Origin of the sequence: Parvimonas pharyngis, assembly GCF_046569675.1 — a bacterium.
GTDB lineage: Bacteria > Bacillota > Clostridia > Tissierellales > Peptoniphilaceae > Parvimonas.
Window position 1 is genome coordinate 73,940 of the sequence record NZ_JBKICJ010000002.1, and the last position, 25,714, is coordinate 99,653.

29 protein-coding genes are annotated in these 25,714 nt (G+C 29.0%); 1 reads left to right on the forward strand and 28 read right to left on the reverse strand.

Features of this window, described 5'->3' with window-relative positions; translation table 11 throughout:
* Positions 1 to 22 precede the first annotated feature (22 nt).
* From ACLGL0_RS02655 to ACLGL0_RS02700, 10 genes are all read right to left on the reverse strand, one after another.
* The gene (locus tag ACLGL0_RS02655; RefSeq protein WP_411013523.1) at positions 23 to 1,966 is read right to left on the reverse strand and encodes a V-type ATP synthase subunit I; all 1,944 of its coding nucleotides are present in this window, start codon (positions 1,964 to 1,966) and stop codon (positions 23 to 25) included.
* Positions 1,953 to 2,381: a hypothetical protein gene (locus ACLGL0_RS02660; RefSeq protein WP_411013524.1), complete on the reverse strand. Its 429-nt coding sequence runs from the start codon at positions 2,379 to 2,381 to the stop codon at positions 1,953 to 1,955. The genes ACLGL0_RS02655 and ACLGL0_RS02660 overlap by 14 nt, the downstream gene beginning before the upstream one ends.
* Before the next feature lie 347 nt (positions 2,382 to 2,728).
* Entirely contained in the window at positions 2,729 to 3,052 is a 324-nt protein-coding gene (locus tag ACLGL0_RS02665; RefSeq protein ID WP_314558478.1) for a nitrous oxide-stimulated promoter family protein, read from the reverse strand.
* A gap of 4 nt (positions 3,053 to 3,056) precedes the next feature.
* The gene (locus ACLGL0_RS02670) at positions 3,057 to 4,088 is read right to left on the reverse strand and encodes a S66 family peptidase (protein WP_411013525.1); all 1,032 of its coding nucleotides are present in this window, start codon (positions 4,086 to 4,088) and stop codon (positions 3,057 to 3,059) included.
* A gap of 59 nt (positions 4,089 to 4,147) precedes the next feature.
* Entirely contained in the window at positions 4,148 to 4,618 is a 471-nt protein-coding gene (locus ACLGL0_RS02675) for a YfcE family phosphodiesterase (RefSeq protein ID WP_411013526.1), read from the reverse strand.
* Positions 4,599 to 5,201 (reverse strand): RdgB/HAM1 family non-canonical purine NTP pyrophosphatase, encoded by a 603-nt coding sequence (gene rdgB, locus ACLGL0_RS02680; protein ID WP_314558474.1) that lies wholly within the window; start codon positions 5,199 to 5,201, stop codon positions 4,599 to 4,601. The genes ACLGL0_RS02675 and rdgB overlap by 20 nt, the downstream gene beginning before the upstream one ends.
* The gene (gene gatB / locus ACLGL0_RS02685) at positions 5,201 to 6,628 is read right to left on the reverse strand and encodes an Asp-tRNA(Asn)/Glu-tRNA(Gln) amidotransferase subunit GatB (protein ID WP_411013527.1); all 1,428 of its coding nucleotides are present in this window, start codon (positions 6,626 to 6,628) and stop codon (positions 5,201 to 5,203) included. The genes rdgB and gatB overlap by 1 nt, the downstream gene beginning before the upstream one ends.
* 1 nt (position 6,629) lies before the next feature.
* Positions 6,630 to 8,036, reverse strand: coding sequence for an Asp-tRNA(Asn)/Glu-tRNA(Gln) amidotransferase subunit GatA (gene gatA, locus ACLGL0_RS02690; RefSeq protein ID WP_411013528.1), 1,407 nt, complete (start codon positions 8,034 to 8,036; stop codon positions 6,630 to 6,632).
* Positions 8,036 to 8,320, reverse strand: coding sequence for an Asp-tRNA(Asn)/Glu-tRNA(Gln) amidotransferase subunit GatC (gene gatC, locus ACLGL0_RS02695; RefSeq protein ID WP_233056122.1), 285 nt, complete (start codon positions 8,318 to 8,320; stop codon positions 8,036 to 8,038). Before gatC ends, gatA begins: the two co-directional genes overlap by 1 nt.
* Positions 8,321 to 8,423: 103 nt before the next feature.
* On the reverse strand, positions 8,424 to 8,966 hold the full coding sequence (locus tag ACLGL0_RS02700; RefSeq protein WP_314558468.1) for a MarR family winged helix-turn-helix transcriptional regulator: 543 nt from the start codon (positions 8,964 to 8,966) through the stop codon (positions 8,424 to 8,426).
* Positions 8,967 to 9,073: 107 nt separating this feature from the next.
* On the opposite strand from ACLGL0_RS02700, the gene ACLGL0_RS02705 reads away from it, so the two are divergent.
* Positions 9,074 to 9,844 carry a biotin--[acetyl-CoA-carboxylase] ligase gene (locus tag ACLGL0_RS02705; protein WP_411013529.1) on the forward strand — a complete coding sequence of 257 codons (771 nt, stop codon included), beginning with the start codon at positions 9,074 to 9,076 and terminating at the stop codon, positions 9,842 to 9,844.
* Positions 9,845 to 9,865: 21 nt separating this feature from the next.
* Here ACLGL0_RS02705 and fabZ read toward each other — a convergent pair whose 3' ends face one another.
* The 18 genes from fabZ to ACLGL0_RS02795 form a co-directional block, all read right to left on the reverse strand.
* The gene (fabZ, locus tag ACLGL0_RS02710; RefSeq protein WP_313961726.1) at positions 9,866 to 10,297 is read right to left on the reverse strand and encodes a 3-hydroxyacyl-ACP dehydratase FabZ; all 432 of its coding nucleotides are present in this window, start codon (positions 10,295 to 10,297) and stop codon (positions 9,866 to 9,868) included.
* 1 nt (position 10,298) lies between these two features.
* The gene (fabF, locus tag ACLGL0_RS02715) at positions 10,299 to 11,531 is read right to left on the reverse strand and encodes a beta-ketoacyl-ACP synthase II (protein WP_411010261.1); all 1,233 of its coding nucleotides are present in this window, start codon (positions 11,529 to 11,531) and stop codon (positions 10,299 to 10,301) included.
* A gap of 7 nt (positions 11,532 to 11,538) precedes the next feature.
* Positions 11,539 to 12,273 carry a 3-oxoacyl-[acyl-carrier-protein] reductase gene (fabG, locus tag ACLGL0_RS02720; protein WP_411013530.1) on the reverse strand — a complete coding sequence of 245 codons (735 nt, stop codon included), beginning with the start codon at positions 12,271 to 12,273 and terminating at the stop codon, positions 11,539 to 11,541.
* On the reverse strand, positions 12,266 to 13,162 hold the full coding sequence (fabD, locus tag ACLGL0_RS02725; RefSeq protein ID WP_411013531.1) for an ACP S-malonyltransferase: 897 nt from the start codon (positions 13,160 to 13,162) through the stop codon (positions 12,266 to 12,268). The genes fabG and fabD overlap by 8 nt, the downstream gene beginning before the upstream one ends.
* Before the next feature lie 4 nt (positions 13,163 to 13,166).
* The gene (locus ACLGL0_RS02730; protein WP_314558453.1) at positions 13,167 to 14,246 is read right to left on the reverse strand and encodes an NAD(P)H-dependent flavin oxidoreductase; all 1,080 of its coding nucleotides are present in this window, start codon (positions 14,244 to 14,246) and stop codon (positions 13,167 to 13,169) included.
* Entirely contained in the window at positions 14,239 to 15,183 is a 945-nt protein-coding gene (gene fabK, locus ACLGL0_RS02735; protein WP_411013532.1) for an enoyl-[acyl-carrier-protein] reductase FabK, read from the reverse strand. The genes ACLGL0_RS02730 and fabK overlap by 8 nt, the downstream gene beginning before the upstream one ends.
* A 9-nt stretch (positions 15,184 to 15,192) precedes the next feature.
* Complete coding sequence (locus tag ACLGL0_RS02740) at positions 15,193 to 16,140, reverse strand: beta-ketoacyl-ACP synthase III (RefSeq protein ID WP_411013533.1); 948 nt, start codon at positions 16,138 to 16,140, stop codon at positions 15,193 to 15,195.
* On the reverse strand, positions 16,140 to 17,057 hold the full coding sequence (locus ACLGL0_RS02745; RefSeq protein WP_314558447.1) for an acetyl-CoA carboxylase carboxyltransferase subunit alpha: 918 nt from the start codon (positions 17,055 to 17,057) through the stop codon (positions 16,140 to 16,142). The genes ACLGL0_RS02740 and ACLGL0_RS02745 overlap by 1 nt, the downstream gene beginning before the upstream one ends.
* The gene (gene accD, locus ACLGL0_RS02750) at positions 17,057 to 17,923 is read right to left on the reverse strand and encodes an acetyl-CoA carboxylase, carboxyltransferase subunit beta (protein ID WP_233056104.1); all 867 of its coding nucleotides are present in this window, start codon (positions 17,921 to 17,923) and stop codon (positions 17,057 to 17,059) included. The genes ACLGL0_RS02745 and accD overlap by 1 nt, the downstream gene beginning before the upstream one ends.
* Positions 17,907 to 19,274, reverse strand: coding sequence for an acetyl-CoA carboxylase biotin carboxylase subunit (gene accC, locus ACLGL0_RS02755; RefSeq protein WP_411013534.1), 1,368 nt, complete (start codon positions 19,272 to 19,274; stop codon positions 17,907 to 17,909). The genes accD and accC overlap by 17 nt, the downstream gene beginning before the upstream one ends.
* 1 nt (position 19,275) lies before the next feature.
* Positions 19,276 to 19,713 carry an acetyl-CoA carboxylase biotin carboxyl carrier protein gene (gene accB, locus ACLGL0_RS02760; RefSeq protein WP_314558434.1) on the reverse strand — a complete coding sequence of 146 codons (438 nt, stop codon included), beginning with the start codon at positions 19,711 to 19,713 and terminating at the stop codon, positions 19,276 to 19,278.
* Between the two features lie 43 nt (positions 19,714 to 19,756).
* Positions 19,757 to 19,984, reverse strand: coding sequence for an acyl carrier protein (locus tag ACLGL0_RS02765; protein ID WP_411013535.1), 228 nt, complete (start codon positions 19,982 to 19,984; stop codon positions 19,757 to 19,759).
* Between the two features lie 231 nt (positions 19,985 to 20,215).
* Entirely contained in the window at positions 20,216 to 20,734 is a 519-nt protein-coding gene (locus tag ACLGL0_RS02770) for a biotin transporter BioY (protein ID WP_233056099.1), read from the reverse strand.
* A gap of 174 nt (positions 20,735 to 20,908) precedes the next feature.
* Complete coding sequence (locus tag ACLGL0_RS02775; protein WP_314558428.1) at positions 20,909 to 21,508, reverse strand: hypothetical protein; 600 nt, start codon at positions 21,506 to 21,508, stop codon at positions 20,909 to 20,911.
* Positions 21,509 to 21,583: 75 nt separating this feature from the next.
* Positions 21,584 to 22,030: a hypothetical protein gene (locus tag ACLGL0_RS02780; RefSeq protein ID WP_411013536.1), complete on the reverse strand. Its 447-nt coding sequence runs from the start codon at positions 22,028 to 22,030 to the stop codon at positions 21,584 to 21,586.
* Positions 22,031 to 22,203: 173 nt separating this feature from the next.
* Positions 22,204 to 22,788 carry a DUF3841 domain-containing protein gene (locus ACLGL0_RS02785; RefSeq protein ID WP_411013537.1) on the reverse strand — a complete coding sequence of 195 codons (585 nt, stop codon included), beginning with the start codon at positions 22,786 to 22,788 and terminating at the stop codon, positions 22,204 to 22,206.
* A gap of 121 nt (positions 22,789 to 22,909) precedes the next feature.
* Positions 22,910 to 23,980: an ABC transporter ATP-binding protein gene (locus ACLGL0_RS02790; RefSeq protein WP_411013538.1), complete on the reverse strand. Its 1,071-nt coding sequence runs from the start codon at positions 23,978 to 23,980 to the stop codon at positions 22,910 to 22,912.
* A gap of 8 nt (positions 23,981 to 23,988) precedes the next feature.
* Positions 23,989 to 25,674 carry an ABC transporter permease gene (locus tag ACLGL0_RS02795; RefSeq protein ID WP_411013539.1) on the reverse strand — a complete coding sequence of 562 codons (1,686 nt, stop codon included), beginning with the start codon at positions 25,672 to 25,674 and terminating at the stop codon, positions 23,989 to 23,991.
* Positions 25,675 to 25,714 lie beyond the last annotated feature (40 nt).

Sequence of the window (25,714 nt, forward strand, 5' to 3'; positions counted from 1 at the left end):
TTTTTTTTTATTTTTTTTAGAATTATTTTACTTCTATATATTTATTTTCACTTCTAAATTTCTTGAACGCTTTTCCGCCACCTTCATAGAATTTACTGAAAAATTCTACATACATAAGTCTTGAAGTATGAACATAAGCTGATAAGAAACTTAAGAATATATTAAATAATTGAGCAAATACGAAAACTATTACTCCAAAAATAATACCTACAATTCCTCCGCCTACAAGCATTTTTACGATAATATTAATCGCTACAGCAATAAATCCACCTGCAAGTCCAAGAGCCATAAGTCTTAAATATGAAACAAAATCACCTATATATGAAGTTATTCCATATAGTGAATATAATCCACCAGCTATTCTTCCGGCAATGCTTTTTGAATCTCTAGCTCCGAATGCAATGATTCCTAACATACCAACTATCATTCCATAAAATGCTATTGTATTTACTATACTTGGAAGTGTTATTACCTTTCCAACAATAACTAAAATAACAGTTGTTAAAGTTAAGTACCAAAGGAATACATCGTAGAATGCATCCATAGGATTACCGTTTTTTATTAAAACATATGCTTTCATTCCTAATCCAAAAGCTAAATGTACTCCACCAAATGCTAAAGATAACATCAGAACAGTCATAAAGTCTTTTGAAGAGTCCAATATTTGAGTTGGTAAAGTAATCAAATCACCGAAAGCTGAACCGTAAATTAATCCCCATATCATAGTTGAAAAACTAAGGGCGAAGAAAAATTTTAAAAATTTCTTTGTCGAATCATTAAACTTCAATGTCTTTAATGCTATTCCTGAACCAATAAATAAAATCAATCCATAAGCAAAGTCTGCAACCATCATTCCAAAGAATATCCAATAAAATATTGATAATATAAATGTAGGATCGACTTCATCATATTTTGGAAGAGCATACATTTTTGTAACTGATTCAAAAAGTGATGCTATTTTATTATTCTTTAAGATGATTGGAACATCCGGATCATCTTTTTTTGCATCTTCAATTTCTAAATAAACCTTAGATGCTGAAAGTTTTTCAAGTAGCTCCTTAAAATTATTCTCTTTGTCAGCAGGAATATATCCTTGGATAATATCTAGCTTATCAGTGGCTTTAAAATTTGAAACCACTGTATTTCTAAGAGATAAATTTTGATAGTACTCATAAATGCTTTGCATCTTTTGAAGATTAACTGTAAATTTCTTAATTTCATCAGTCAACTTAGAATTTTCTTCTTCTAAGATTCTCTTTTCATCTTCTAGTCTTTGAATTTCTTCAGAAACTACACCTTTGATTTCAAGATTAACTTCAGAAAAACCATTTAATCTTAAATTTTCATAAACTGCTTCTTTTTCAAGCTGATTTGTAAAAATAATACAATATGAATTTCTACCAACGATATCTATTTCTTCAAAATATGTTGATTTTAAATCAACAATTGAAGTTTTAAATTTTTCAAGACTCTTTGTTGGTAAGTATCCCATAATAAATTTTAACTTCCTAAATGAATTCAAATCTTCAATAGGTTCTTTAATAGACTTCCAAGGTGATATCTCTTTAATGGAATTGTCTATGGCTGTAATCTTTTGATTATTTGAATCAATCTTTTTACTAATCTCACTCAATTCATTAAAATCTGGAATATAATCATAAGAATTAGCCTCTTTTTCAAGTTCATTAAATGTATAAACTACGGGACCTTTCTTCAAAGCGGATAAACCTTTTTCCTTCTCAACGAATCTCCCTACATAATCAATCATCCATTTTATTCTTGTAGATTCTTCTACATAGTTATTACCTACTGTAGATACTTCTACATCTTTAAGATAATCAAATTCCTCAATAGGATCAGATTTCGAAAAGTTTACATAACCAAATCTTTGAAGTTCTTCTAGCAATCGCTTTCTCTCAGCTTCAAAAGCAAACAAAGTGAATTTCTTCATCTTAACTATTGCCATTTACACTCACAATCCTCTCTACTATTGAATTAACCACAGATTCTAACTTTTTGTCGTCAACAGATTTAATGAGATCCACGTCAATCCTAGCTTTTTCAATAACAGGTTTTGCTAGCATTTCTCCCTCATTAATTAAGCTAAACTTGATTTCTTCGGCTTTTTTATTAGCATCACTAATAACTTTTTCAGAAATGCTTTCACACTCTTTTTCTGAATTCTTCTTCAAAGCAATAGCTTGTTGTTTAGCTTCATCAAGTAAAGATTTCGCTTTCATCTCTGCTTCTTTAACTCTGTTTATAGCATCAGTAGTCATTTCATCACCTCCTAATATTGAACGATACTTTAAATTTAAATTAAAAATAACATTTTCATAACTATTACAACTACAACAGAAAAATTTTATAATTAATACCAATTTAAAACACCATTTTGTATGTTACGATAAAACAAAGTTGAATTTTTTCAAAAAAAATCAAAAATTCTCCCCCATTTTAATCATAGGATTATTATAAACCTTTTTTTTATTTATTTCAAGTGTTTTTTATAAAAAATCTTTTTCACAAACATTATTTTTAATAGACTAAAACATAAAATTTACGTTATTTTTCCTATGTTTAATATATTATGAAAATCAATTAATGTCAGTGATAAATAAGAAAGAACACTGTTAATAAATATTTAAATTTCAATAAAAACTCAACTTTTTACGACAGTATTCCAGCTTATTTTATTCAATAAATTTCTTTTATTTAAAAAATTTTTTTATTTTTGTTTTTTTGCTCCACTTATAATATGATAAACAACCAATATTGGATGGTAAATCAACATTCTAGGACCAGAAAATTTCATTATCTTTTTGATTTTTTCTTTCATTTGTGGACTATAGCATGGAGTTTTACAATTTGCACAAAAAGTTTTAGTTTCCATATATCTACAATGGTCAATCCTTTTCAGAGAATATTCTAAAACTTCTTTACATTCATCACATAATTCTCCATTTTTGTGATTTTTCTTGCAATAGAGTCTTATCATTTCTGTTATTACTTTTTTCTCTCTATTTCTTTTCTTTTCTATATTTTTACTCATATGTTTATTCTTTAAATTCTATAATTTGCCTTTCAATATCTACTTTTGCATTTACTCCAAATGGAATTATACATCTTGGAGTGCTGTGTCCCACATTTATATTATATACAATGGATAAATCTTTGTTTTTTATTTCATCTAGAAGAATTTGTTTATACTCTTCATAATACTCTTCATTTTGTGGCTTTCCGATAATCAAACCTGAAATAACATCAAATATTCCATATTCTTCAAGTTTAAGAATCATCTTTCTAAATAGCTCAGGTTTAGGCCTTTCTTCGCTAGTTTCTAGTAGCAATATTTTATTCTTCCACTCATCCAAACTTGGAAACAAATTATATTTTTGACATAGATATACCGTATCTTTATATCTTGAATTATCAAAAATATCAAATATAGAATCTAGACATCCTCCCAATATTTTACCTTCGAATTTTGCATTTCCTCTTATTAATTCAAATCCATCATTATGATGCTCTTCCATAGAAATTCCTATAGCTTTTTCGCTAAAGTCTTCTCTCTCATTATACCAAACATCACTAGGATAAATTTCTTTAATTTCTCCGTTATTAATCAATTCTTCAAAAAAATGCTTTGAATATGGTAGCATTTCTTTTGACAATTCGCAGACATCAGGGAGAAAGGCCTGTCCATAGAATGTTTTTATTCCTACTTTGTTAAGCATAAAATGATTCATTGTTGTGTCCGAAAAACCTAAAAATATTTTCTGCTTTACTGCCATTTCTAATTCATTATTTTCAAACAGATAAGGCAATAATCTATAAGTATCGTCTCCACCTATTGCACATAAAATCATATCAATCGAATCATCTTTAAAAGCATCTATTAAATCTTTTGCTCTTGCTTTTGGGTTATTTTTTAAAAATTCAATCCCCTTTGTTGAGTTAGGTAAAAATTCAACTTCTATTCCATATTTTTTAAGTCTTTCAATTCCAATTTTAACTTCATGAGAGACAAAATCTTCTCCTAAAATTCCGCTCGATAGACTTACTATTCCTATTTTTTTTACTTTCATTTATGACTCCTTAGAAAAAATCAGCTAATAACCGACCATTTGATCGGTTATTAAGCTGATTATTTTAAGTTTATTCTATTTACACTTTTTTCAATTAAGTTTACTATATAGTAACCTTTTGTATCTCCCTTTCTTGGAAGAGTTGTACTACCTGGATTCAACACAGTTATTCCATCAACTCTTTCTCTTAAATGCACATGAGTATGCCCAAAAAGAGCATAGTCTGCTCCGACTTCTTTAGCTTTTTCAACTATTTTATCAATACCATTATCAACATCATAATTATGACCATGAGTTAAAAAGAATTTCTTTCTTCTAATTTCTAAAACTAATTCTTCTGGTACATCTTTTGAATTCTCATCACAGTTTCCAGCAACGGCATAAATTTCCATTCCAGTTATTTGTTCAATTTTTTTCGCATCTGAAGCATTATCTCCAAGATGTAGAACTATATCAACCTTGTTTCTTTGTAAGCTATATGCTACTGGAAGTACAATTCCGTGAGTATCACTAACAACTGCTATTATCATACTTATCACCTAAAATATTTTTTAAATCTTCTAATGCTCTTTTTCTATGACTAAATTTATTTTTTTCCTCAGGCGCAATTTCTGCCAAAGTTTTGTCCATATTTTCTGGAACAAAAATCTTATCATATCCAAAGCCATTTTCTCCACGTTCTTCTAATGAAATAGTACCCTTTAGAATACCCTTTGCAACATATTCTTTTCCATTTTCATCGACAAAAACCATTACCGTTTTAAAATATGCACTTCTATCTGTTTTACCTTCAAGATTTTTTAAAAGTTTTTTTCTATTTGCATCACTATCTCCATGCTCTCCAGCATATCTTGCAGATAGAACTCCTGGCTCTCCATTTAAAGCATTTACAAAAAGTCCAGTATCATCAGCTAAAACAGCATATGAACAGTATTCTCTTAACTTTTCCGCTTTAAGTTTTGAGTTTCCTTCAAGTGTATCATAAATTTCTTCAAATTCTTCAGTAACACCTAATTCACTTTTAGTTACTATTTCAAAATCGTATTTATTTAAAATATCAAATATTTCTTTAATTTTATTCTTATTATCTGTAGATAATGCAACCTTTTTCATTAAACTAACCTTTCTAAAATTAATTCATTGAATTTTTGAGGATTTCCCTTACCTTTAGAAGCCTTCATACATTGTCCCATTAAGAATCCTAAAGCTCTATCTTTCCCGTTCTTATAGTCTTCTATTGAAGATGGATTATTCTTTAAAACTTCTTCAACTATCTCAATTAATGCACTGTCATCAGAAATTTGGATTAATCCTCTTTCTTCAACAACTTTTAGTGGATCAAAATCTCCATCTTCAAATAATTCTCTAAGAAGTTTTTTACCAACATTAGCATTAATTTTATTTTCTTTTACTAATTTTAATAGACTTGCAAAAGATTCAATATTTAATGGAATTTCTTCAAATTCAATTTCTAAATCTTTAACTCTTCTTAACACATCAGAAAGTAACCAGTTTGATACTAAAGTTGCATCATTAACCTTTTGAACGACTTTTTCAAAATATTCAGATAAATATTTATTTTGAGTTAATACATTTGCATCATATTCTGAAAGTTTGTATTCACTCAAAAATCTATTTTTCTTATTCTTTGGAAGTTCTGGCATTCTTTCCTTAATTTTTTCAACAAAATCTTTTTCAAGTTTGATATATGGAATATCAGGCTCAACACTAAATCTATAATCATTTCCTTCTTCTTTATGACGCATAATTATAGTTTCTAACTTTGATTCATCCCAACGTCTTGTTTCCTTTTCACCAACTACGTTATTCTTAATATTTTCTATATGTCTTTTTTGTTCATATTCCATAGCACGAAGTGCAGCCTTAAATGAGTTTAAGTTTTTAATTTCAGTAATTTTTGTTTTAAATCCACTTTCTTCATCAACAACATTTAAGTTTACATCACAACGAAGAGATCCTTCTTCCATTTTAACATCTGAAATTCCAAGATACTTAATTGTTTCTTTTAAATTTGTTAAAAACGCAATAGCTTCTTCAGGACTATTCATATCAGGTTCTGATACAATTTCAATTAGTGGAACCCCAGCTCTATTATAGTCCATAAGAGTATGACCACTTTCATTATGAATTGATTTTCCTGTATCTTCTTCAATATGAATTCTTTGTAATCTAAGTTTTTTAACTCCATTTTCAGTATCAATTTCTATATATCCATTTTTACAAATAGGAGTTCTCTCTTGAGTAATTTGATAACCCTTAACCAAGTCTGGATAAAAATATTTTTTTCTATCCATTTTCATATCCATAGAAATTTCACAATTAAACGCATTTCCAGCCATAATTGCATATTCAATAGCTCTTTTATTTATTCTTGGAAGAGTTCCAGGATGACCTAAACATGTAGGACATACATTAGTATTTGGAGGACAACCATATTCATTTTTACAACCACAGAACATTTTTGTATCAGTTTGTAATTCAACGTGAATTTCAAGTCCTATTATTGTCTTTAAACTCATATTAAAGCCCCCTTTCAAAATTCATTGCAAGATTTAATAATTTTTCATCATCAAATCTCTTAGCTATAAATTGAACGCTTCCGCCAATTTTCTTAAGATTTAAAGGAATAGAAATAGCAGGAAGACCTGCAAAGTTAACTGGAACATTAAAAGTATCCCCAGCATAAGATTTTAAAGCATTATCCTTTTCAGCACCTATCTTACCAGGAAGACAAGTAGTTGTTGGAGTTAAAATAAAATCATATTCTGAAAGAACTTTATTTACTTCTTTACTAATCAAATCTCTAACTTTCAAACCTTTTTTATAAAGTACTTGGTTATTAGAACTTGCTAAATAGAAAGTTCCCATTGCAATTCTTCTTTGAACTTCTTCTCCAAAACCTTCACTTCTTGTATTTGTAAATAATTCTCTTGTTGAGTCATAATTTTCAGTTCTATATCCATATCTGATACCGTCAAATCTAGACATATTACTTGAAACTTCTGCACTCATAACAACATTGTATACATTTGTTGAATGTTTAATATATTTAAAATCTACTTCTTCGATTATTGCTCCTTGACTCTTTAAATTTTCGATAGCTTTTTTATAATCACTTAGAACAACATCATCAATTTCATATTCTTCAATATTAGAAACAGTAGCAATTTTTAGCCCTTTGATTGAAAAGTTATTATCTTCTTTAAAATCAACAGTATCTCTCATAGTAACTGCATCCATCTTATCAACTCCACCAATTGTATTTATAACAGGTAAAATTGATTTAACATCATTTGATAAAATACCAACTTGGTCTAAACTGCTTGCCATTGAAACAACACCATATCTTGAAATCATTCCATATGTTGGTTTGTAACCTACACAAGCACAGAAAGACGCAGGATTTCTTACAGAGCCACCCGTATCAGAACCTAAACTAATCATCGCGAGGTCAGCACTTACACTACTTGCAGAACCTGAAGAAGATCCTCCTGGTATTAAAATCTCATCTAGAGGGTTTTTTGTTGCTCCAAAATAAGAAGTTTCACCTGAACCTCCCATTGCAAATTCATCCATATTAACTTTTCCTAAGATTACAGCATCTTCTTCTAAAAGTCTGTCAATAATTGTAGCATTAAAAATCGGAGAATAATTTTCTAAAATTTTTGAGCCACATGTATTTTTATATCCCTTAACTAAAATATTGTCCTTAATGGAAACAGAAATTCCAAAAAGAGATCCTAATTTTTCTTTATTCTTTAATTTATTATTTAAAAATTCAACTCTTTCCATAACTTTTTCTTTTGAAAAATCAAGGAAAATATTTAATTCTTTTTTATCTTCAATTCTCTTTATAACATCACTATAAAAGGAAACTAGGTCCACTTTACCGCTGATAAAATCTTCTCTTATACTTAAAATATCCATTATTTCACAACCCTTTGTAATCTAAAATATCCATACTCTTTGTCACTTGCATTTAAAAGTGCATCTTCTCTTGAAATACTTTCTTCAACAACATCTTCTCTCAACGGGCTGTTGTGTTCAACAACTATTTCTAGTTCTTCACATTCTGAAGTATCAAGTTCCATAATTTCATTAGCAAAAACAAGAACATCATCAAACTTTTTAGCAATAACATCAAGTTCGTTTTCTTCTACATTCAAGTTTGCAAGATAATAAATTTTCTTTACTTCTTCCTTACTAACCATAAAAATCTCCTATCTGAAATATAAATTCTTAAGTATTATTTTAACACATTTTTACCAAAAAAACAAAAAGGCTGATTTTAAAAAAAACAGCCACATTCCCTATTTAAACAGTATATTTCAACTTTCTTTTCATATTTAATTTTTTAATCTTTTTAATTTCAGTTTCCTTAACTTTTGGTTCCTCAAATTTTTGACTCATCTTTCTATATTCAGTCTTAAAATATGTCAAAATAGATTCAAAGCTTTTATTTAAAACTTCATTATCAGATAAATTTAAATCTTCTAAAGCTCTATCAATTAAATTCTCATGGAATTCATCGTGAATTTTTAAAATATCTCTTGCCTTATCAGTTATTTCAACTCTAACAACTCTTCTATCTTCTTTATCCACATATTTTGTTAAATATCCTTTTTTAATAAGTCTACTTGCATTTACTGAAAGAGTTCCCTTTGTAACTAACATTGCGTCTGCAATATTTCCAATTGTATTATTTTCAATCTTTGAAACATTTTCAAGTAGATGAACTTCATACATTGTTAAAGGCACTCCCTTTTCTTTCATATATTTTTCTTGTATATATAATATGAAATTAAATAAATCAACTAATAATTCATTTAATGTCTGTCTCGTTTTGCACTCAGCCATTTTCATCCTCCTAAATTCTATTAAAAGTATATAATAGTATTTTCTTTTAGTCAATATACAAAATCAGTATAGTTGTTTTTTTCATTAAATTTATATATAATTACAATATGAAAACTATACAAAACAACTTAAATATACAAGAGATTAAACAAAATCTAAAGTATGAACATGATATTGAAATTTTTGACAGTATTAATTCAACAAATAAATATCTAAAATCAAAAATAAATGAAAAAAAATATGGTACTATTGTTATCAGTAATGAGCAGACAAATGGTTATGGAAAAAAGAGTAGACAATTTATGTCAAATAAAGATATTGGAATATATATGTCTATTTTAATTAATCCAAATTGCTTAATAGAGGAGAGTTTAAAAATTACAATTTTAACCAGTGTCGCTATTCTTTCAGCAATAAAATCTGTTTGTAATTTAGATGTAAAATTAAAATGGGTCAATGATATAATTCTAAATGATTTAAAGGTTGGTGGCATTCTATGCGAAAGTCAAATTAACCTTAATACCAACATCATTGACAATATGATCGTAGGAATTGGAATAAATGTAAAAAAATTTGATTTTCCTTCAAGTTTAAAAAATATTGCAACATCAATAGAAAATAATATAAATAATGATATTTCAAGAAACAAACTGATTTCTGAAATAATTAATTTCTTTGATTCATATTTTTTAGAAAAGGAAGATTATCTTAAAATATACAAAGAAAATTCTTATGTACTTGGAAAAGATATATCAGTAATTCAAAATGATGAACAATTCAATGCAACAGCTATTGATATTGATGATAATGGCTCTTTAATAGTCCAAGCTCAAGATAGAATAATCAAATTAATTAGTTCAGATATAAGTATAAGATAACTCTTATACTTATATCTTTTTTTAATTTCCTACAGAACAGATTATTTCACCACTACAAACAACCTTATTTTCTACCATTGCACAAACATCAGCAATATAGATATTTGCTTTACTATTAACTAGTTTTACCTTCAAAGTAAGTACATCTCCTGGTAGAACCATTTGTTTAAATCTCATTTTATTAATTCCAGCAAAATAACCAATTTTACCTTTGTTTTCCTCTTTACTAAGAAGTAAAACACAGCCAGTTTGAGCCAAAGCCTCAACAATTAAAACTCCTGGCATAACATGCTTATTAGGAAAATGTCCCATAAACTGCATTTCATTAGCACTTACACATTTTGTTCCAACTATCTCAGTTTTTTCTTCATTAATAAAATCAATTCTATCTACAAGTAAAAATGGATATCTATGTGGTATTATTTCTTGAATTTCATTTGAATTATAAACCATATTAGTCCTCCCATTTTTTCAATATTATACTTGCATTATGTCCACCGAAACCTAAGGAATTACTCATTGCATATTTAATATTCTTTTCTAATCCCTTATTTTTAACGATATTCAAATCACATTCTTCATCAATTTCATTTAAATTTAATGTTGCAGGAATATATGAATTTTTCAATGCTAATGTTGTAATTAAAGCTTCAACAGCGCCACTTGCTCCAAGCAAATGTCCTGTAGCAGATTTTGTAGAACTAACTAATACATCTTTAAAGTTTTCGCCAAAAGCATATTTTATTGCCAATGTTTCTGACTTATCGTTTAAAGGAGTACTTGTTCCATGAGCATTGATATATCCGATATCTTTTGCTTCAATTCCAGCATCGCTAATAGCATTTAACATTGCTTTTCCAGCACCACTACCATCACTTAAAGGAGCAGTAATATGATTAGCATCACAAGAATTTCCATAACCTACAATTTCAGCATAAATTTTAGCATTACGTTTTAAAGCATGTTCTAATTCTTCAAGCACTAAAACTGCACTTCCTTCTCCCATTACAAATCCATTTCTTTCTTTGTCAAAAGGAATACTAGCTCTATTTTTATCTGTACTTTCACTTAAAGCTCTCATACTAGCAAAGCCCGCTACAGCAAGTGGTGTTATTGATGCTTCACTTCCCCCTGCAAAAACAATATCCATGTATCCATCTCTAATTTTCAAAAAGCCTTCTCCAATGGCGTTTGTCCCAGCAGCACAAGCAGTAACAACACTACTACAATATCCTCTTGCATCCAAGTCAATTGCTACAGTTCCTGCTGCTATATTGATCAATGCCATAGGAATAAAATATGGAGATACTCTACTAGGACCTTTTTCGTTTAATACATTTTCACAATTTGAAATAGTTTCAATTCCACCTATTCCACTTGCTAAGATGACTCCAGTTCTATCTCTATCAAAATCTTGAAGATTAGAATCTTCAAAAGCTTGTTTTGTTGCTATTCTTGCAAATTTTACAAAACGATCATTAAATTTTAAATCACGTTTATTGTAATATTTTTCAAAATCTAAATCCTTAATTTCAGCAGCAAGTTTTACCTTATGTTCGCTTGTATCAAAAAAAGTAATTTCATCAATTCCACATTTTCCATTTTCTATAGAATTCCAAAGTTCTTCTTTATCATTTCCAATTGGTGAAACAACACCCAATCCACTTATTACAACTCTTCTTTTCATATCACACCTACATTATCATTCCACCGTCAACATTAATTACTTGACCTGTTATATATTTTGATTCATCACTAACTAAAAAATTAACTAAATTTGCAACGTCCTCTGGGCTTCCCATCTTATTCATAGGGATTGACTTTAAAACACTTTCTTTAACATTATCAGAAAGTTGATCTGTCATTTCAGTTTCTATAAAACCAGGAGCAACTGCATTACATCTAACATTTAAAGAAACTAATTCTCTAGCAACAGATTTAGTTAAACCTAAAATTCCTGCCTTACTTGCGGCATAATTAACCTGTCCGATATTTCCAGAAAGTCCGACTACACTTGAAATATTAACAATTACACCAGATTTTTGTTTCATCATAAATCTTGAAACATTTTTAATACAATTAAAGCATCCTTTTAAATTAACATCTATTACCTTGTCAAAATCTTCTTCACTCATTCTTAAAATTAATGTATCTCTTGTAATACCAGAGTTATTTACTAAAACATCAACTCTACCCATTTCTTTTACAACTTCTTTAAACATGAGTTCAACTTCTTCAAAATTTGAAATATTACATTTATATAAAAGAACTTTAACATTATATTCTTCACATATTTTTTTAACTTCAAGAGCTTTTTCGTAGTCAGAATTATAGTTTATTACTACATCATATCCTGATTGGGCAAGTTTAATAGAAATAGCTTTACCTATTCCACCACTTCCTCCTGTAACTAATGCAACCTTATTCATTTAATAATTCAACCACCTTTCCAATGGACTCAAGATTTTCAACTGAATAAATATTCACATCTGGATTAATTTGTTTTACCAGACCACTTAAAACTTTTCCAGGTCCTATTTCTATAAAAGTATCTACACCATTTTCAATCATAAACTCAACACTTTGCATGAATTTAACACTTGACTTAATTTGATTTTTCAAAAGGATTTTAACATCCTCATCACTTGTCTTTCCAACAGTATTAAATACTATTTTTTTATTTGGTTCTTTAAAATCAACCTCTTTTAAAACAGTGAATAATTCCTCACTTGCTTTGTTTAAATAACTTGAATGAAAAGCTCCACTTACATTCAATTTTTTAGACTTATATCCCAAATCTTTTAACTTTAAAATAGCTTCATCTATTCCTTCCATACTTCCTGTAATTACAATCTGTTTTGGACTGTTATAATTTGCTATTTCTACATTTTTTATATCTTTAATTACATCTTCAATTACTTTTGCTTCACAACTAAAAATCGCAGCCATACCAGTATTTTTAGGAACAGCATTAGACATTATTTCACTACGCTTTCTAACAAGCTCTAAAACATCTTTTACAGATAATGCATCACTATATGCTAAAGCTGTATATTCTCCTAAACTCAATCCTGCTGCATACTCACAATCAATGCCATGGCTTTTTAAAACTTTAGCTATTCCTAAAGATACTGCGACTAAACATGGTTGGGCATTTAAAGTATTATTTAAGTCTTCAGCAGGACCTTCAAAACAAATTTTTTGTAAATTTGAAGGTAAATATTCAAATACTTCTTTAAATGCCGAACTGTCTGCCAATTCTTTTCCCATTCCTACATATTGAGCGCCTTGACCGGCAAATAAAAATGCTATCTTCATATAATCACCTCAATTCATTATTAGCTTCAGAAACTAATTCTGAAATTAATTCTTTAACAGTTGTTATCTTATCAATTCTATAAGCATTAGTCCCTGAAAATATTAGTCCATTATCCACATCGCCTTTAACAGCATTTATCAAAGCTTCTGTTATACAATAAACTGTATTTTTAGGATTACATGGTAAAATACAATCAACACAATATCTAACAGGAATTCTCCCATCTTTATCCAATCTTTCTGTGAATTTATTTCTTATTGCCCTTCCAGGAAATCCCGCTGGGCTTTTAACAATAACAATATCTTCTTTTGTAGCTTTTACAAACATATCTTTGTATTTTTCATGAGCATCACATTCTTCTGTAGCAATAAATCTTGTTCCCATTTGAACACCACTTGCACCTTGCTTAACATATTTTGCAATGTCCTTTCCAGTATAAATACCACCAGCTACAAAAATTGGAATTTTTTGATTATATTTTTCTTCATAATTAACAACTAATTTCAAACAGTCTTCTAAAATCTCATCAATACTTTCACAAGTATCATTTAAAATATCATCTTTTTTAAAACCAAGATGACCTCCAGCTTCACTTCCTTCAATAACAACAAAATCAGGAATCTTATTATGATGTTGATCCCATCTCCTTAGTATTAGATTTAAAGCCTTTCCACTTGATATAATTGGAGCAATAAGAACATCACTCCCTTTAGTTAATTCTGGTAAATTAAGAGGAAGTCCGGCTCCAGAGATGATTGCATCCACACCTAATTTAACACATTCCTTAACATAAGACGCATATTCAGTTGTTGCAACCATTACATTAACTCCAAGTAGTCCCTTTCCACCGGAAATTTTTCTTGCCTTATCAACTTCTTCTTTCATTGCAAGAAAATTATCTTTAGAAGTTTCTTTTAAAAATGTTTTACAACTATAACCAGGATGAGCGAAACTTAGTACTCCCATACAATTTTCCCTCATAACATTTCCTACCAAGCCTGATAGGGATATTCCAACTCCCATACCACCTTGAATAATAGGAACTTCTAAAATCTTATCTTTTAATTTAACAGACTTAAGCATTGTCTCCACCTATTAATTTTTTCAATCTTTCAAACTCTTCCTTACTTTCTTTCATTATATTTTCAAAAATTTCATTTAGAGTCTTTTCTTCTTTTATTAAACCAGAAATTTGTCCAAGCATAACGGAACCATTTTTAACATCACCTTCAACAACTGCTCTTTTTAAAGAACCCAATGTCAATTTTTCTAATTCCTCTCTTGATGAAATTTCTTTTTCTAATTGTAAAAATTTTCTACTCATATCATTTTTTAAAATTCTAACAGGTGTATTTATAGTTCTACCTGTAACTACAGTATCAATATCTTTTGCTTTGATTACTGCATTTTTATAATTTTGATGTACTGGACATTCTTTAGCAACTAAAAGACAAGTTCCAACTTGAACTCCAATTGCTCCTAAAGCGATAGCAGCATTAAAACCTCTACCATCTGCAATTCCTCCAGCAGCAATTACTGGAATATTGATTGCATCTACAACTTGTGGAACTAGTGCCATAGTTGTAAGCTCTCCAACATGACCACCTGATTCAGTTCCCTCAACAATAACTGCATCAACACCAATACTTTCCATTCTTCTAGCAAGTGCAACAGATGGAACAACAGGAATAATTTTAATCCCTTTAGCTTTCAATCTTTCAACATAAGCACCTGGATTTCCTGCTCCAGTTGTAACAACTGCTACTTTTTCTTCTAAAATAACCTCAATAATCTCGTCGCAATATGGATTCATTAACATTATATTAACACCAAAAGGTTTATCTGTAAGCTCTTTACACTTTCTAATAGAATCCCTTACCATTTTAGCATCCATAGCTCCTGTTCCAATAATCCCAAGAGCTCCAGAATTGCTAACATCCGCTGCAAATTCTGCCGTTGAAATATTTGCCATTGCGCCTTGAAAAATTGGATACTTTATACCTAATATTTCATTAATCATACTATTCTCCTATATTTCAATAATTGTAGAACCCCATGTAAGTCCGCCGCCAAAGCCCACTAATATTACTTTATCTCCTTTTGTAATTTTCTTTGATTCAAAAGCTTCACAAAAAGCCATAGGGATACTTGCAGCACTTGTATTGCCATATTTTTCTAAATTAACAAAAAACTTATCATTATCTACATTAAGTTTTTTTGCAACATTACTTATTATTCTTTGATTTGCTTGATGAGGAATAATCAATTTAATATCTTCCATTTTTAAATTTGTCATTTCTAAAATATTGTTAATTGATTTTTCTACTACATTGATTGCAAACTTAAATACTTCTTTACCATCCATCTTTAAGAAGCCAGATTTAAGAACTTTATTTTTCATTTCAAAATTCATCTCAACATTTTCTGCAACAAGATCTTTATCATTTCCTAAACTACAAGCATAAAATTCTTCATTTTTACCGTCTTTTTCAACTACTATTGCACCGGCACCATCTCCAAATAAAACACAAGTATTTCTATCTCCAAAATCAATTATCTTACTAAGTGTTTCACAACCAATTACCAATGCTTTTTTATGATATGTATTAAGCATGGAGGCAACAACTTTTAGAGCAAATACAAATCCAGTACATGCTGCATTGACGTCAAATGCTGTTACATTTTCTCCTAGCCCTAATTTTTCTTGTACCATACATGCTACAGATGGAGTATAATTATCAGGAGTCATTGTCGCACAAACAATCAAGTCAATTTCATTCTTATCAATATTTGAATTCTTAATTGCCTCAACAGCAGATCTATACGCTAATTCACTTGTATTTTCATCTGAAATTCTACGTTCCCTAATTCCTGTTCTTTGAAAAATCCATTCATCACTTGTTTCAACGAATTTTGATAGATCATCATTAGTAACAACTTTTTTAGGAACAGCTTTCCCAAAACCTAAAATCTTCATTAATATACTCCAATATTTCTATATTTTTTATACCTATTAGAAAGTAAACTACTCTTACTAGCTTTTCTAAGTTCCTTTATTCTCTTATAAATACTTTCATCTAAAAGTTTTATAACTTCAGAAAAATTATTTTGAGCTCCACCAAAAGGCTCCTTTATTATCTCATCAACTATTCCCTTTTCTCTTAAATCATATGCAGTAAGCTTCATCATTTCACTAGCTTCTTTACATCTAGTTTCATCTTTCCATAAAATTGATGAAAAGCCTTCAGGAGATAAAACAGAATAAATTGAATTTTCAAGCATTATAATACAATCTCCAAGACTTAAAGCTAGAGCTCCACCACTTCCACCTTCACCAATAACAACACAGATAACTGGTGTTTCAAGAGTTGAAAACTCATAAAGACATTTTGCAATTGCCTCTGCTTGACCTCTTTCTTCTGCATCTTTTCCCGGATAAGCACCAGCAGTATCTACAAAAGTAATTATTGGTCTTTTAAATTTTTCTGCTTGTTTTGCAATTCTTATCGCCTTACGATAACCTTCAGGATTACTCATACCAAAATTTCTTTCAATATTTTCTTCAGTAGTTTTTCCCTTTGCTTGTGCAATAACTGTAACTGGAATATCATGAAATAGTCCAATACCAGAAATTATAGCTTTATCGTCCCCAAAAAAGCGATCTCCATGCAATTCCACAAAATTTGTAAAAAGTCTTTTAATATAGTCTTCAGCTTTTGGATGCATTCTATTTCTAGCTATACAAACTCTATCCCAAGAAGTCAAATTTTGATTTGCTTCATGACATAGTTTCTTTATTTTATTTGAAAGATTTTCTCTTTCTTCCTCATCAGTTGCATTATTCTTTTTTTCTATAAGGTCTCTAATTATTAATTCATAATCTTTATATTCCATTACTTCACTCCATGTAAGATTAAAAGTTTATGTAGAGTATCTTTTAATCTATTTCTACTTACAATAAGATCTACAAAGCCTTTTTTAAGCAAAAATTCGCTTTTTTGGAATTCTTCAGGCAATTTCTCATTTATTGTTTTTTCAATAACTCTCTTTCCAGCAAAACCAATATAAGCTTTTGGCTCAGCGATAATAATATCTCCAAGCATTGCAAAACTTGCACTTACTCCACCAGTAGTTGGATCAGTTAAAATAGTTATATACAATAGACCTTTATCATTAAATTTTTTTAAAGCTGCACTTGTTTTTGCCATTTGCATTAAGGAGATAATCCCCTCTTGCATTCTAGCTCCACCACTTGCAGTAGCTACGATTAAAGGTAATTTTTTCAAAGTCGCATATTCAATTGAACGAGTAATTTTTTCTCCTACAACTTTTCCCATACTTCCCATCATAAAATTACTATCCATAGCACAAACAACAGCTTTAATTCCTGAAATTTCTCCAACTCCACAAACAACAGCTTCATTAATTCCACTATTTGTTCTAGCTTTTTCTAGCTTTTCATCATATTGGTAAAAATTTTCTTCATTATAAGTAGTAATCTCTGCATCAAATTCACTAAAAGAGTTAATATCACAAAGCTCTCTAATTCTTTCAACAGCTCCAATTCTTAAATGATGTCCACATTTATTACAAACAAATAAGTTGGACTCCCATTCTTCCTTGGTGATATTTTCATTACAATTTGGACAAGCTTTAAAAAGATTATCCGGAATTTCCTTTGGTAAAAATGTAGGATTATTTTTTCTATATATTTTAAGTTTACTTATCTCAATTTTTCTATGATTAAATAAATTCTGCATTTTCACTTAACTCCTTTATATAATTTGCAACATAGCTTGTATCGTATCTTCCACTTATAAATTTGGCACTATGTAGTAGCAAGTATTGAAATTCTATATTTGTCTTTACTCCATCAACAAATAACTCCTCAAGAGTTGCTCTCATCTTCTTGATACAAGCAAGTCTTGTAGGTGCATAAGTTATTACCTTCATTATCATTGAATCATAAAAAGGTGGAATTGTATAACCATTATATACTGCAGTTTCAATACGAACACCATTTCCACAAGGTACATTTAAAAACTTAATCTTGCCTGGTGATGGTGCAAAATTATTCTTGGTATCTTCAGCTGTAATTCTACATTCTATTGCATAACCGTTGATTTTAACATCTTCTTGCTTAATATTAAGTTTCAACCCAGAAGCAATACGAATTTGTTGTCTTACAATATCAACTCCAGTTATCATCTCAGTAATAGGATGTTCTACCTGAATTCTTGTATTCATCTCCATAAAATAATAATTTCCAGATTTATCAACTAAAAATTCAATAGTTCCTGCTGAATAATATTTTAAATGCTTACAAATTTTAACAGCGTCTTTAATCAACTTTTCTCGAACATGATTATCGAGAACATGACAAGGCGCCTCTTCTAAAATTTTTTGATTTTTTCTTTGCATTGAACAATCACGTTCATAAAGATGAATTACATTTCCAAACATATCTCCTAAAAGTTGTACTTCAATATGTTTTGGAGATTCTATATATTTTTCAATATAAACTCTATCATCATTAAAACTAATCTTCGCTTCTGATTTAGCAGTATTATAATTTTCAACAAAATCTGAACTGTTCCAAACAATTCTCATTCCTTTACCGCCACCACCACTAGAAGCTTTTATAATAACCGGATAACCTATTTTTTCAGCTTCTTGAAGTCCAATTTCAGCAGTCTCAATTACATCCTTACTTCCAGGAATAACTGGTACACCAATAATTCCCATTTGTAATCTGGCTTCATTTTTATCCCCTAACATACTAATCAATTCATGATTAGGGCCTACAAAAATTAAACCACATTCTTCAACCAATTTGGCAAATTTTGGATTTTCACTTAAAAAACCAAATCCAGGATGAATTGCATCACATCCACTACTACAAGCAGCCTGAATAATATTATTCATATTAAGATATGATTTTAAAGGATTATCAGGACCTATACATATTGATTCATCTGCTAAATTAACATGTAATGCTTCCTTATCTCCTACTGAATGAACTGCAACTGTTGTAATTCCCATTTCCTTACAAGTTCTAATTATTCTTACTGCTATCTCTCCACGATTAGCAACTAATAACTTTCTAATCATTTTAATCTCCTATTAAGATAAGCTCCTCATCAAATTCAACCATATTTCCATTTTGTGCTTTAATTTCAAGTACAGTTCCACTCTTGTTGGACTTTATCTCATTCATAACTTTCATTGCCTCTAATATGCAAATAACATCGCCCTTATTTATCTTTTGGCCAACTTTTACATATGGAGCTTCATTAGCACTTGGCGCTGCATAAAAAGTTCCAACAAAAGGAGCTTTAATCCATTCTCCTTTAATATCATTAACTTGTTCTTCAACTTTTTCAACTTTTACAGGACTACTCTTTTCAACAACATTAACAAATTCCTTAGCAACATATTCAACTTTATTATTCTTTAAATTAATCTTAAAGTCTTTAAGTTCTAAAGTCATTTCATCTAATCCCGAATTTTTAAACAGTTCAACAATACTATTTATTTTTTCTATATCCATAAATTTCTCCCTAAAAATTAAGTAAGCTACTCATTATAGCTTACTACTTAGTTTTTGACTCTATTATATCTATTACATCTTGAACTGTTTGTAATTTTACAAGTTCTTCATCTTCAATCTTTACATCGAATGCTGATTCTAATTCTAATGCAAGTTCTATTGATGATAAAGAATCAATTCCTAAATCTTCATTTAATCTTGCAGTTGGAACTACTTCGCTTCCTTCAATATTTAATGATTCAACTAAAATTTCTTTAACTTTTTCTAACATAATTTAATCTCCTTTTTATTTTGATTATCAAATATTTGACAGTCAATCTTTTGACAGTCAAATTATATATTATTTGATTTGTAAAGTCAAGTTTTTTGCAGGTTTATAAAAAAATTTTAACAAAATGTTACAAAAAACAAATAAAATCGTATATTTCAAAATAATTAAATTAAAAAATTCTCTAAACTGCAATAAAAAAACAACAATTAAAAAATTGTTGTCTTTATAAATTTATTTCATTATTTTAAGTATCTTTCTATATCCAATGATTGCAACTACACAGGAAAGTATATCTCCTGGTAAGAATATTAAAAATAAATTATATAATAAAAAGCTTATTGAATACACTTTTCCATTAAGAGCATATTGTAAAAATACAAAATACAACATACCAATAATGTAAATAATTAAAATTCCAATTCCAGTAGCTAAGAATATATTTTTTTCCTTAAAACTTGCAATAAAATATGTCGCAAAAGCAAATGCTACTAAATAACCAAAAGTTGGACTAAAAATATAATTAATTCCTCCACCATTTGCAAACACTGGGAAACCCGCAAGTCCAATCATCAAATATACAATTACACTTAATACAGCAAATTTACGTTCAAGTACTAATCCTGATAGAACTACAAACAGAGTTTGTAATGTAATAGGAACAATGAAAAATGGAATCTTTATAAATGCTCCTACTGCAATTAATGCACTAAATAGAGCTGCTAAAGTAAGATCTTTTGTTCTTATATTCATTTTTTCTCCTTTCAATTTAATATTACATAAGAATTAGAACACAAAAAAATCTTTTTGTCAATATTCATTATTAATTATTTAAAATTTGAAAATTTATTTAATATAATTTAAGTTTATATTACATAAAAAACGGTCTGTCAAAATCATCTGACAGACCATTTTTAAAATTTTTTATTATTTTTCAATATATTTTTTTATCGCTTCTTCTCTTATTTTACCTTCAAGTTCAAATTCTTCCGGATAATGATCTATTTTTTCTAATTCTATTCTGAACTCTGATTTTTTACCTAAAAGTGAAATTTTACCAAATTTCAATCCTGATATCATATACCAAGGATCTGTTTCCGAATGTCTTAAAAACAGTAAATATTCCTCATCCTTTTCCATTAACTCATATCCTGCAATATGATAAATCTTTCCAGTTTCCTCATCTATTCCGGCACTTTCAAAAACATCTATAACATCTCCCGCTTTGAAATTACCCTTTATAACCTTTTCTATTTTAAAATTCGAGATTGTATATACACCATTAACATAACCATTATTCTTTTGTATTGTTGACGGATTTTGCTTTATTTTTTTACCCAAAACAATTACTTCCGTTTCTTTTTCAACATCATTCAAATTCATATAAGAATCCATCTTAGCTTCAGCAATAATATGATTCCCAAATTTATTTTTTTCACTGGTATTTTCTGTCTCTTTAACATTTCCTTTACTACAAGAAGTCAATAAAATGCAAAATATAACTAAAATTTTAAATTTATTTTTCATAATATCCACTCTACTTTTTATTTTAAAAAACAACCAATGGCAAAAATCATTTGTTGTTTAATTAATTTCACATATTTATTTAGGGTCGCCCTTTTTATATTCCGTATTCGTTTCAACATCAACAATGGTTTTTTCATCTTTTATCCAAAACTTCTTTTCAGGGAAAAAATTAGCTGTTAAATACTTTTTTTCGCCTTCTTCAAAAATTTTCGGTTCCAAAAAATTTCCATCATCCGTAAAATCTCCACGAAGTTTTTTAACAGATTCTTTTGAACATTTATCAAAGTCTATAGGTTTAGCCTTATAATACATACAAGGCACACCATAATATTCACCATTATCTAAAACAATTTGTGAATCATAGGCATAATAATATCCACAGATTTTTTCTATCTCTTTACTTGCCTTTCTAACTACTTGCTTTTTTGTATTATCATCATCAACCTTTGAACTTTTAGAACAACCTGACAAAGCAATAAAAACAGGCAAAATTAAAACCAATTTCCTAAAAAATTTTTTCATAAAACCCTCCTTAATTTTTTTATGAATCACCCAAAAAAATATGTATGCCAGATGTTATATTATAATTCTCTAAATAAAAAGACATTACTATCTCAATTTTATTATACTAACTTCTAAAAAATGTTAATGATTTTAAAATAAATATTTATTAAATTATCACTTAAATATGAAATTTAAGGAATAATATCTCCTTTTTTTACCAAAGCAAAAATCCATTCTTTTTTTATTTTCCAAATGTTTGCTTGAACTCTATAAATATTCCATTCATCAATATCGAATATTCTAGTCCAACTGTCTATAACTATCTGTCTTTCTTCGGGATAAAAATTTTTATACTTTCCTTCAAAAAATTCGAAGCCATTATCTATTCCCTTATCTTTTAATCTCTTTTTATACTTTTTATCATCTTCTTCATCCAATGGAATATAATGATGATTGAGTACATAATCCCATTTAACTCCGTCAAAATAGATTACCTCATCTTCTGGAACGTCTAAAACATATAGAATTGAATTTTCAATTGGAGGCATACAATTTTTATTGCTTACTCCACACCAAACAGGCATTTCAACGTCATCCGGTTTTGGAACTCTTTTACTTGCCTCTTTTACAAAATAATTATAACAATTTAAAATATAATCAGAAATCACGCCAAAATTTTCTTTAACATAAGAAATTTTATTCGTAAAATATCCTTTTTCTTCAATTTCTTTTAAAGATCTAATATCTTGTCTTGTATATAATCTTACAGTTTCCATACATCTCACATCCCTTCTTATCTCTCTATAATTAATTATATCACATTAAATTGCAAAACTCAATATGACTATAAAACATAAAAAAGCTATTGAAAAAATTCAATAGCTTTAAAATTAATTTTTATGTTATTATTTTAGTGTAATCTTTTCCGTCGTCATCAAATACCATAAAGTTTTTAATTCTTAATTTAATATCTGCATTTTCTTCATATACACCATAAGTTTCAACATGGTCAATAACTCTGACTACATTATTATTACCTAAATCTACCTTACAATCATTAACATCTCCAAGATAGAATTGACTTACAAGTTTTGCATCAATTGTTCCATCTTTTTCATCAATTCTTAGAGCTTCAGGTCTTATTGCAACAATAACATTACCAGTCTTATCTCCATCATATGGCAATTTCTTTCCAGTGTCTGCAAGTTCAACAAAGCAGTCTTTTACAACTCCCTTAATGAAGTTTACACGACCAACAAAGTTTGCAACGAATGGATTTACAGGATTTCTGTAAATTTCTTCTGGAGTTCCTATTTGTTGAACTACACCTTTATTTATCAAGATAATTTTATCACTCATTGTCATAGCTTCAATTTGATCATGAGTTACATATACAACTGTAATTCCAAGTCTTTTTTGAATTTCCTTTATTTCAAAACGCATTTCTTCTCTAAGTTTTGCGTCCAAATTTGAAAGAGGTTCATCAAGTAAAAGTAATTTTGGTCTAGAAATTAAAGCACGTCCAAGAGCAACTCTTTGTTGTTGTCCACCGGAAAGTTCTGATGGTTCTCTATCTTTATATTGAGATAAGTGAACTATTTCTAAAACTTTTTCAACTCTTTCTTTTATTTCTTCTTTCTTAACACCTGCTATTTTTAATGGATAGGCAACATTATCAAAAACATTCATATGAGGCCAAACTGCATATGATTGAAATACCATTCCTATTCCTCTTTTTTCAGGTGGAAGGAATGTTTTTCCTCCTGATACAACTTTATCCCCTATTAGGATTTCTCCACTTGTTGGTTTTTCAAAACCAGCAATTAGTCTTAACATTGTTGTTTTTCCACAACCTGAAGGTCCTAATAAAGTTATAAATTCTCCATCTTTAAATGTTTCTGTAAAAGGTTTTAAAACTTCTACATCACCAAAAGATTTACTTATTTCTTTTATCGTAATAGTTGACATTTTTCCTCCTAAATTGAAAACTTACCTTTTGTAATCTTATTTAAAATCCAGTTTACTACCAATACAAAAATCAAAATTGCAGTAGCAAGTACACTTGCTATTTGTTGACTATGATATGTTTGATAATTATATAGTTCGAAACCAATTGTCTTTGTATGAGATGAATACAATAATGTACTCATTGTAAGTTCATAGAAACTAGGCATGAAAATTAAGAAAATACCTGCAACTATTGATGGCATAATAAGTGGTGCAGTAACATCTTTTATCATTCTTAACCAACTAGCTCCAGAAATTTGTGATGCCTCTTCCAAAGATGGATGCACCTGACTCATTCCAGAGACAACTGTTCTCATTCCCATTAGCATATACTTAATCATATATGCAATTATCATAATATATATTGTATTGTAAATATTTATTCCAAATTTACCACTCATTGTCATTATAAGGGCAAGAGCTATTGCAATACTTGGTGTTCCCGACCCAACTGTAATTAAGAAGTCTGGAAGCTTTCTTCCTTTTACTTTAGTTCTTTGTAACAAATAAGCCATCATACAAGAGATTATAATTCCTATAAGTGCTGCTGCAGAAGCTGCAATTAAACTGTTTATTGTAGAACTTAGTATACTATCTCTTGTTAGCATTTGCTGCCAGAATCTAAATGAAAAATTCCTTGCATTTAAAGGCTTACCCATATTGATAGTTACGGAAGTAAGTGCTACTGTTATAAATGGAACAATAACTACTATAAAAGCGAATAGTGAAACTAAGATTGTAAGAGGAGTTCTCCATTTTCCTAAATCAACTATTGTAGGTCTTGTAGATTTTCCACTCATTGTAATATATTGTTTCTTTCCAAGTACAAATGTTGAAAAATATAAAACCAAATTGGCAATTATCATTAAGAATACAGCAAGAGTTGTGGCATCAATAATACCTTCTTCATTTCCAATATGAACAAATTCGATTATTCTTGTTGTAACTGTATGAATTTGTCCTGGAGCACCGATAATAGATGGAATACCATAACAAGATGCAGCTGTTACGAAAACTAAAAGTCCCGCAGCTATTAAACTCGGTGTCATCATTGGGATTGTTACTGTAAATAATGTTTTTAAAGGACTGGCTCCTGAAATTCTAGCTGCTTCTTCAAGAGAAGGATCCATTTTTTCCATTGCACGAGAAATTGTAATAAATGCATAAGGATAATAAAAACAAGTTAGTACCCAAATCATTCCCCATACACTATAAATATTGAAAATAGGTTCACTAAGTCCAAATATTTTTTGTATAAACATATTTAAAGATCCAACTCTTGGATTTAAAAGTCTAAGCCAAGCCATAGCTCCAACATAAGGTGGAACCATATATGTAATTACAAACATAGTTCTAAATATTTTTTTACCGTATAAATTTGTTCTTCCTACTAAGAAAGCTAGCGGAAATGCTATTAACATCCCAAAAAATGTAGTTGCAACCGCTGTAACAAGAGTATTTCTAATAGCTATAAAGTTTGCATCGTAGCTATAAACTCTTTTAAAAGCCTCAAAAGTAAAACTTCCATTAGGAAATACGGATTTAACAAATAGATATAAAAGTGGAAAAACTTCAAAAATAAGTAAAAGTGCAACAATAGATAACATAATTATCCATTTTATATCTAATTTAAATTTTCTTTCTGTCTTTTGCATAAAATAAACCTTTCATTAACAAGAGGGAGTTTCCTCCCTC

Excerpts from the sequence above, each read along its gene's own strand:
- ACLGL0_RS02655 (WP_411013523.1), bottom strand. The coding sequence starts at position 1,966 with ATGGCAATAGTTAAGATGAAGAAATTCACTTTGTTTGCTTTTGAAGCT.
- ACLGL0_RS02665 (WP_314558478.1), bottom strand. The coding sequence starts at position 3,052 with ATGAGTAAAAATATAGAAAAGAAAAGAAATAGAGAGAAAAAAGTAATA.
- ACLGL0_RS02670 (WP_411013525.1), bottom strand. The coding sequence starts at position 4,088 with ATGAAAGTAAAAAAAATAGGAATAGTAAGTCTATCGAGCGGAATTTTA.
- ACLGL0_RS02675 (WP_411013526.1), bottom strand. The coding sequence starts at position 4,618 with ATGATAATAGCAGTTGTTAGTGATACTCACGGAATTGTACTTCCAGTA.
- rdgB (WP_314558474.1), bottom strand. The coding sequence starts at position 5,201 with ATGAAAAAGGTTGCATTATCTACAGATAATAAGAATAAAATTAAAGAA.
- gatB (WP_411013527.1), bottom strand. The coding sequence starts at position 6,628 with ATGAGTTTAAAGACAATAATAGGACTTGAAATTCACGTTGAATTACAA.
- gatA (WP_411013528.1), bottom strand. The coding sequence starts at position 8,036 with ATGGATATTTTAAGTATAAGAGAAGATTTTATCAGCGGTAAAGTGGAC.
- gatC (WP_233056122.1), bottom strand. The coding sequence starts at position 8,320 with ATGGTTAGTAAGGAAGAAGTAAAGAAAATTTATTATCTTGCAAACTTG.
- ACLGL0_RS02700 (WP_314558468.1), bottom strand. The coding sequence starts at position 8,966 with ATGGCTGAGTGCAAAACGAGACAGACATTAAATGAATTATTAGTTGAT.
- ACLGL0_RS02705 (WP_411013529.1), top strand. The coding sequence starts at position 9,074 with ATGAAAACTATACAAAACAACTTAAATATACAAGAGATTAAACAAAAT.
- fabZ (WP_313961726.1), bottom strand. The coding sequence starts at position 10,297 with ATGGTTTATAATTCAAATGAAATTCAAGAAATAATACCACATAGATAT.
- fabF (WP_411010261.1), bottom strand. The coding sequence starts at position 11,531 with ATGAAAAGAAGAGTTGTAATAAGTGGATTGGGTGTTGTTTCACCAATT.
- fabG (WP_411013530.1), bottom strand. The coding sequence starts at position 12,273 with ATGAATAAGGTTGCATTAGTTACAGGAGGAAGTGGTGGAATAGGTAAA.
- fabD (WP_411013531.1), bottom strand. The coding sequence starts at position 13,162 with ATGAAGATAGCATTTTTATTTGCCGGTCAAGGCGCTCAATATGTAGGA.
- ACLGL0_RS02730 (WP_314558453.1), bottom strand. The coding sequence starts at position 14,246 with ATGCTTAAGTCTGTTAAATTAAAAGATAAGATTTTAGAAGTTCCTATT.
- fabK (WP_411013532.1), bottom strand. The coding sequence starts at position 15,183 with ATGATTAATGAAATATTAGGTATAAAGTATCCAATTTTTCAAGGCGCA.
- ACLGL0_RS02740 (WP_411013533.1), bottom strand. The coding sequence starts at position 16,140 with ATGAAGATTTTAGGTTTTGGGAAAGCTGTTCCTAAAAAAGTTGTTACT.
- ACLGL0_RS02745 (WP_314558447.1), bottom strand. The coding sequence starts at position 17,057 with ATGGAATATAAAGATTATGAATTAATAATTAGAGACCTTATAGAAAAA.
- accD (WP_233056104.1), bottom strand. The coding sequence starts at position 17,923 with ATGCAGAATTTATTTAATCATAGAAAAATTGAGATAAGTAAACTTAAA.
- accC (WP_411013534.1), bottom strand. The coding sequence starts at position 19,274 with ATGATTAGAAAGTTATTAGTTGCTAATCGTGGAGAGATAGCAGTAAGA.
- accB (WP_314558434.1), bottom strand. The coding sequence starts at position 19,713 with ATGGATATAGAAAAAATAAATAGTATTGTTGAACTGTTTAAAAATTCG.
- ACLGL0_RS02765 (WP_411013535.1), bottom strand. The coding sequence starts at position 19,984 with ATGTTAGAAAAAGTTAAAGAAATTTTAGTTGAATCATTAAATATTGAA.
- ACLGL0_RS02770 (WP_233056099.1), bottom strand. The coding sequence starts at position 20,734 with ATGAATATAAGAACAAAAGATCTTACTTTAGCAGCTCTATTTAGTGCA.
- ACLGL0_RS02775 (WP_314558428.1), bottom strand. The coding sequence starts at position 21,508 with ATGAAAAATAAATTTAAAATTTTAGTTATATTTTGCATTTTATTGACT.
- ACLGL0_RS02780 (WP_411013536.1), bottom strand. The coding sequence starts at position 22,030 with ATGAAAAAATTTTTTAGGAAATTGGTTTTAATTTTGCCTGTTTTTATT.
- ACLGL0_RS02785 (WP_411013537.1), bottom strand. The coding sequence starts at position 22,788 with ATGGAAACTGTAAGATTATATACAAGACAAGATATTAGATCTTTAAAA.
- ACLGL0_RS02790 (WP_411013538.1), bottom strand. The coding sequence starts at position 23,980 with ATGTCAACTATTACGATAAAAGAAATAAGTAAATCTTTTGGTGATGTA.
- ACLGL0_RS02795 (WP_411013539.1), bottom strand. The coding sequence starts at position 25,674 with ATGCAAAAGACAGAAAGAAAATTTAAATTAGATATAAAATGGATAATT.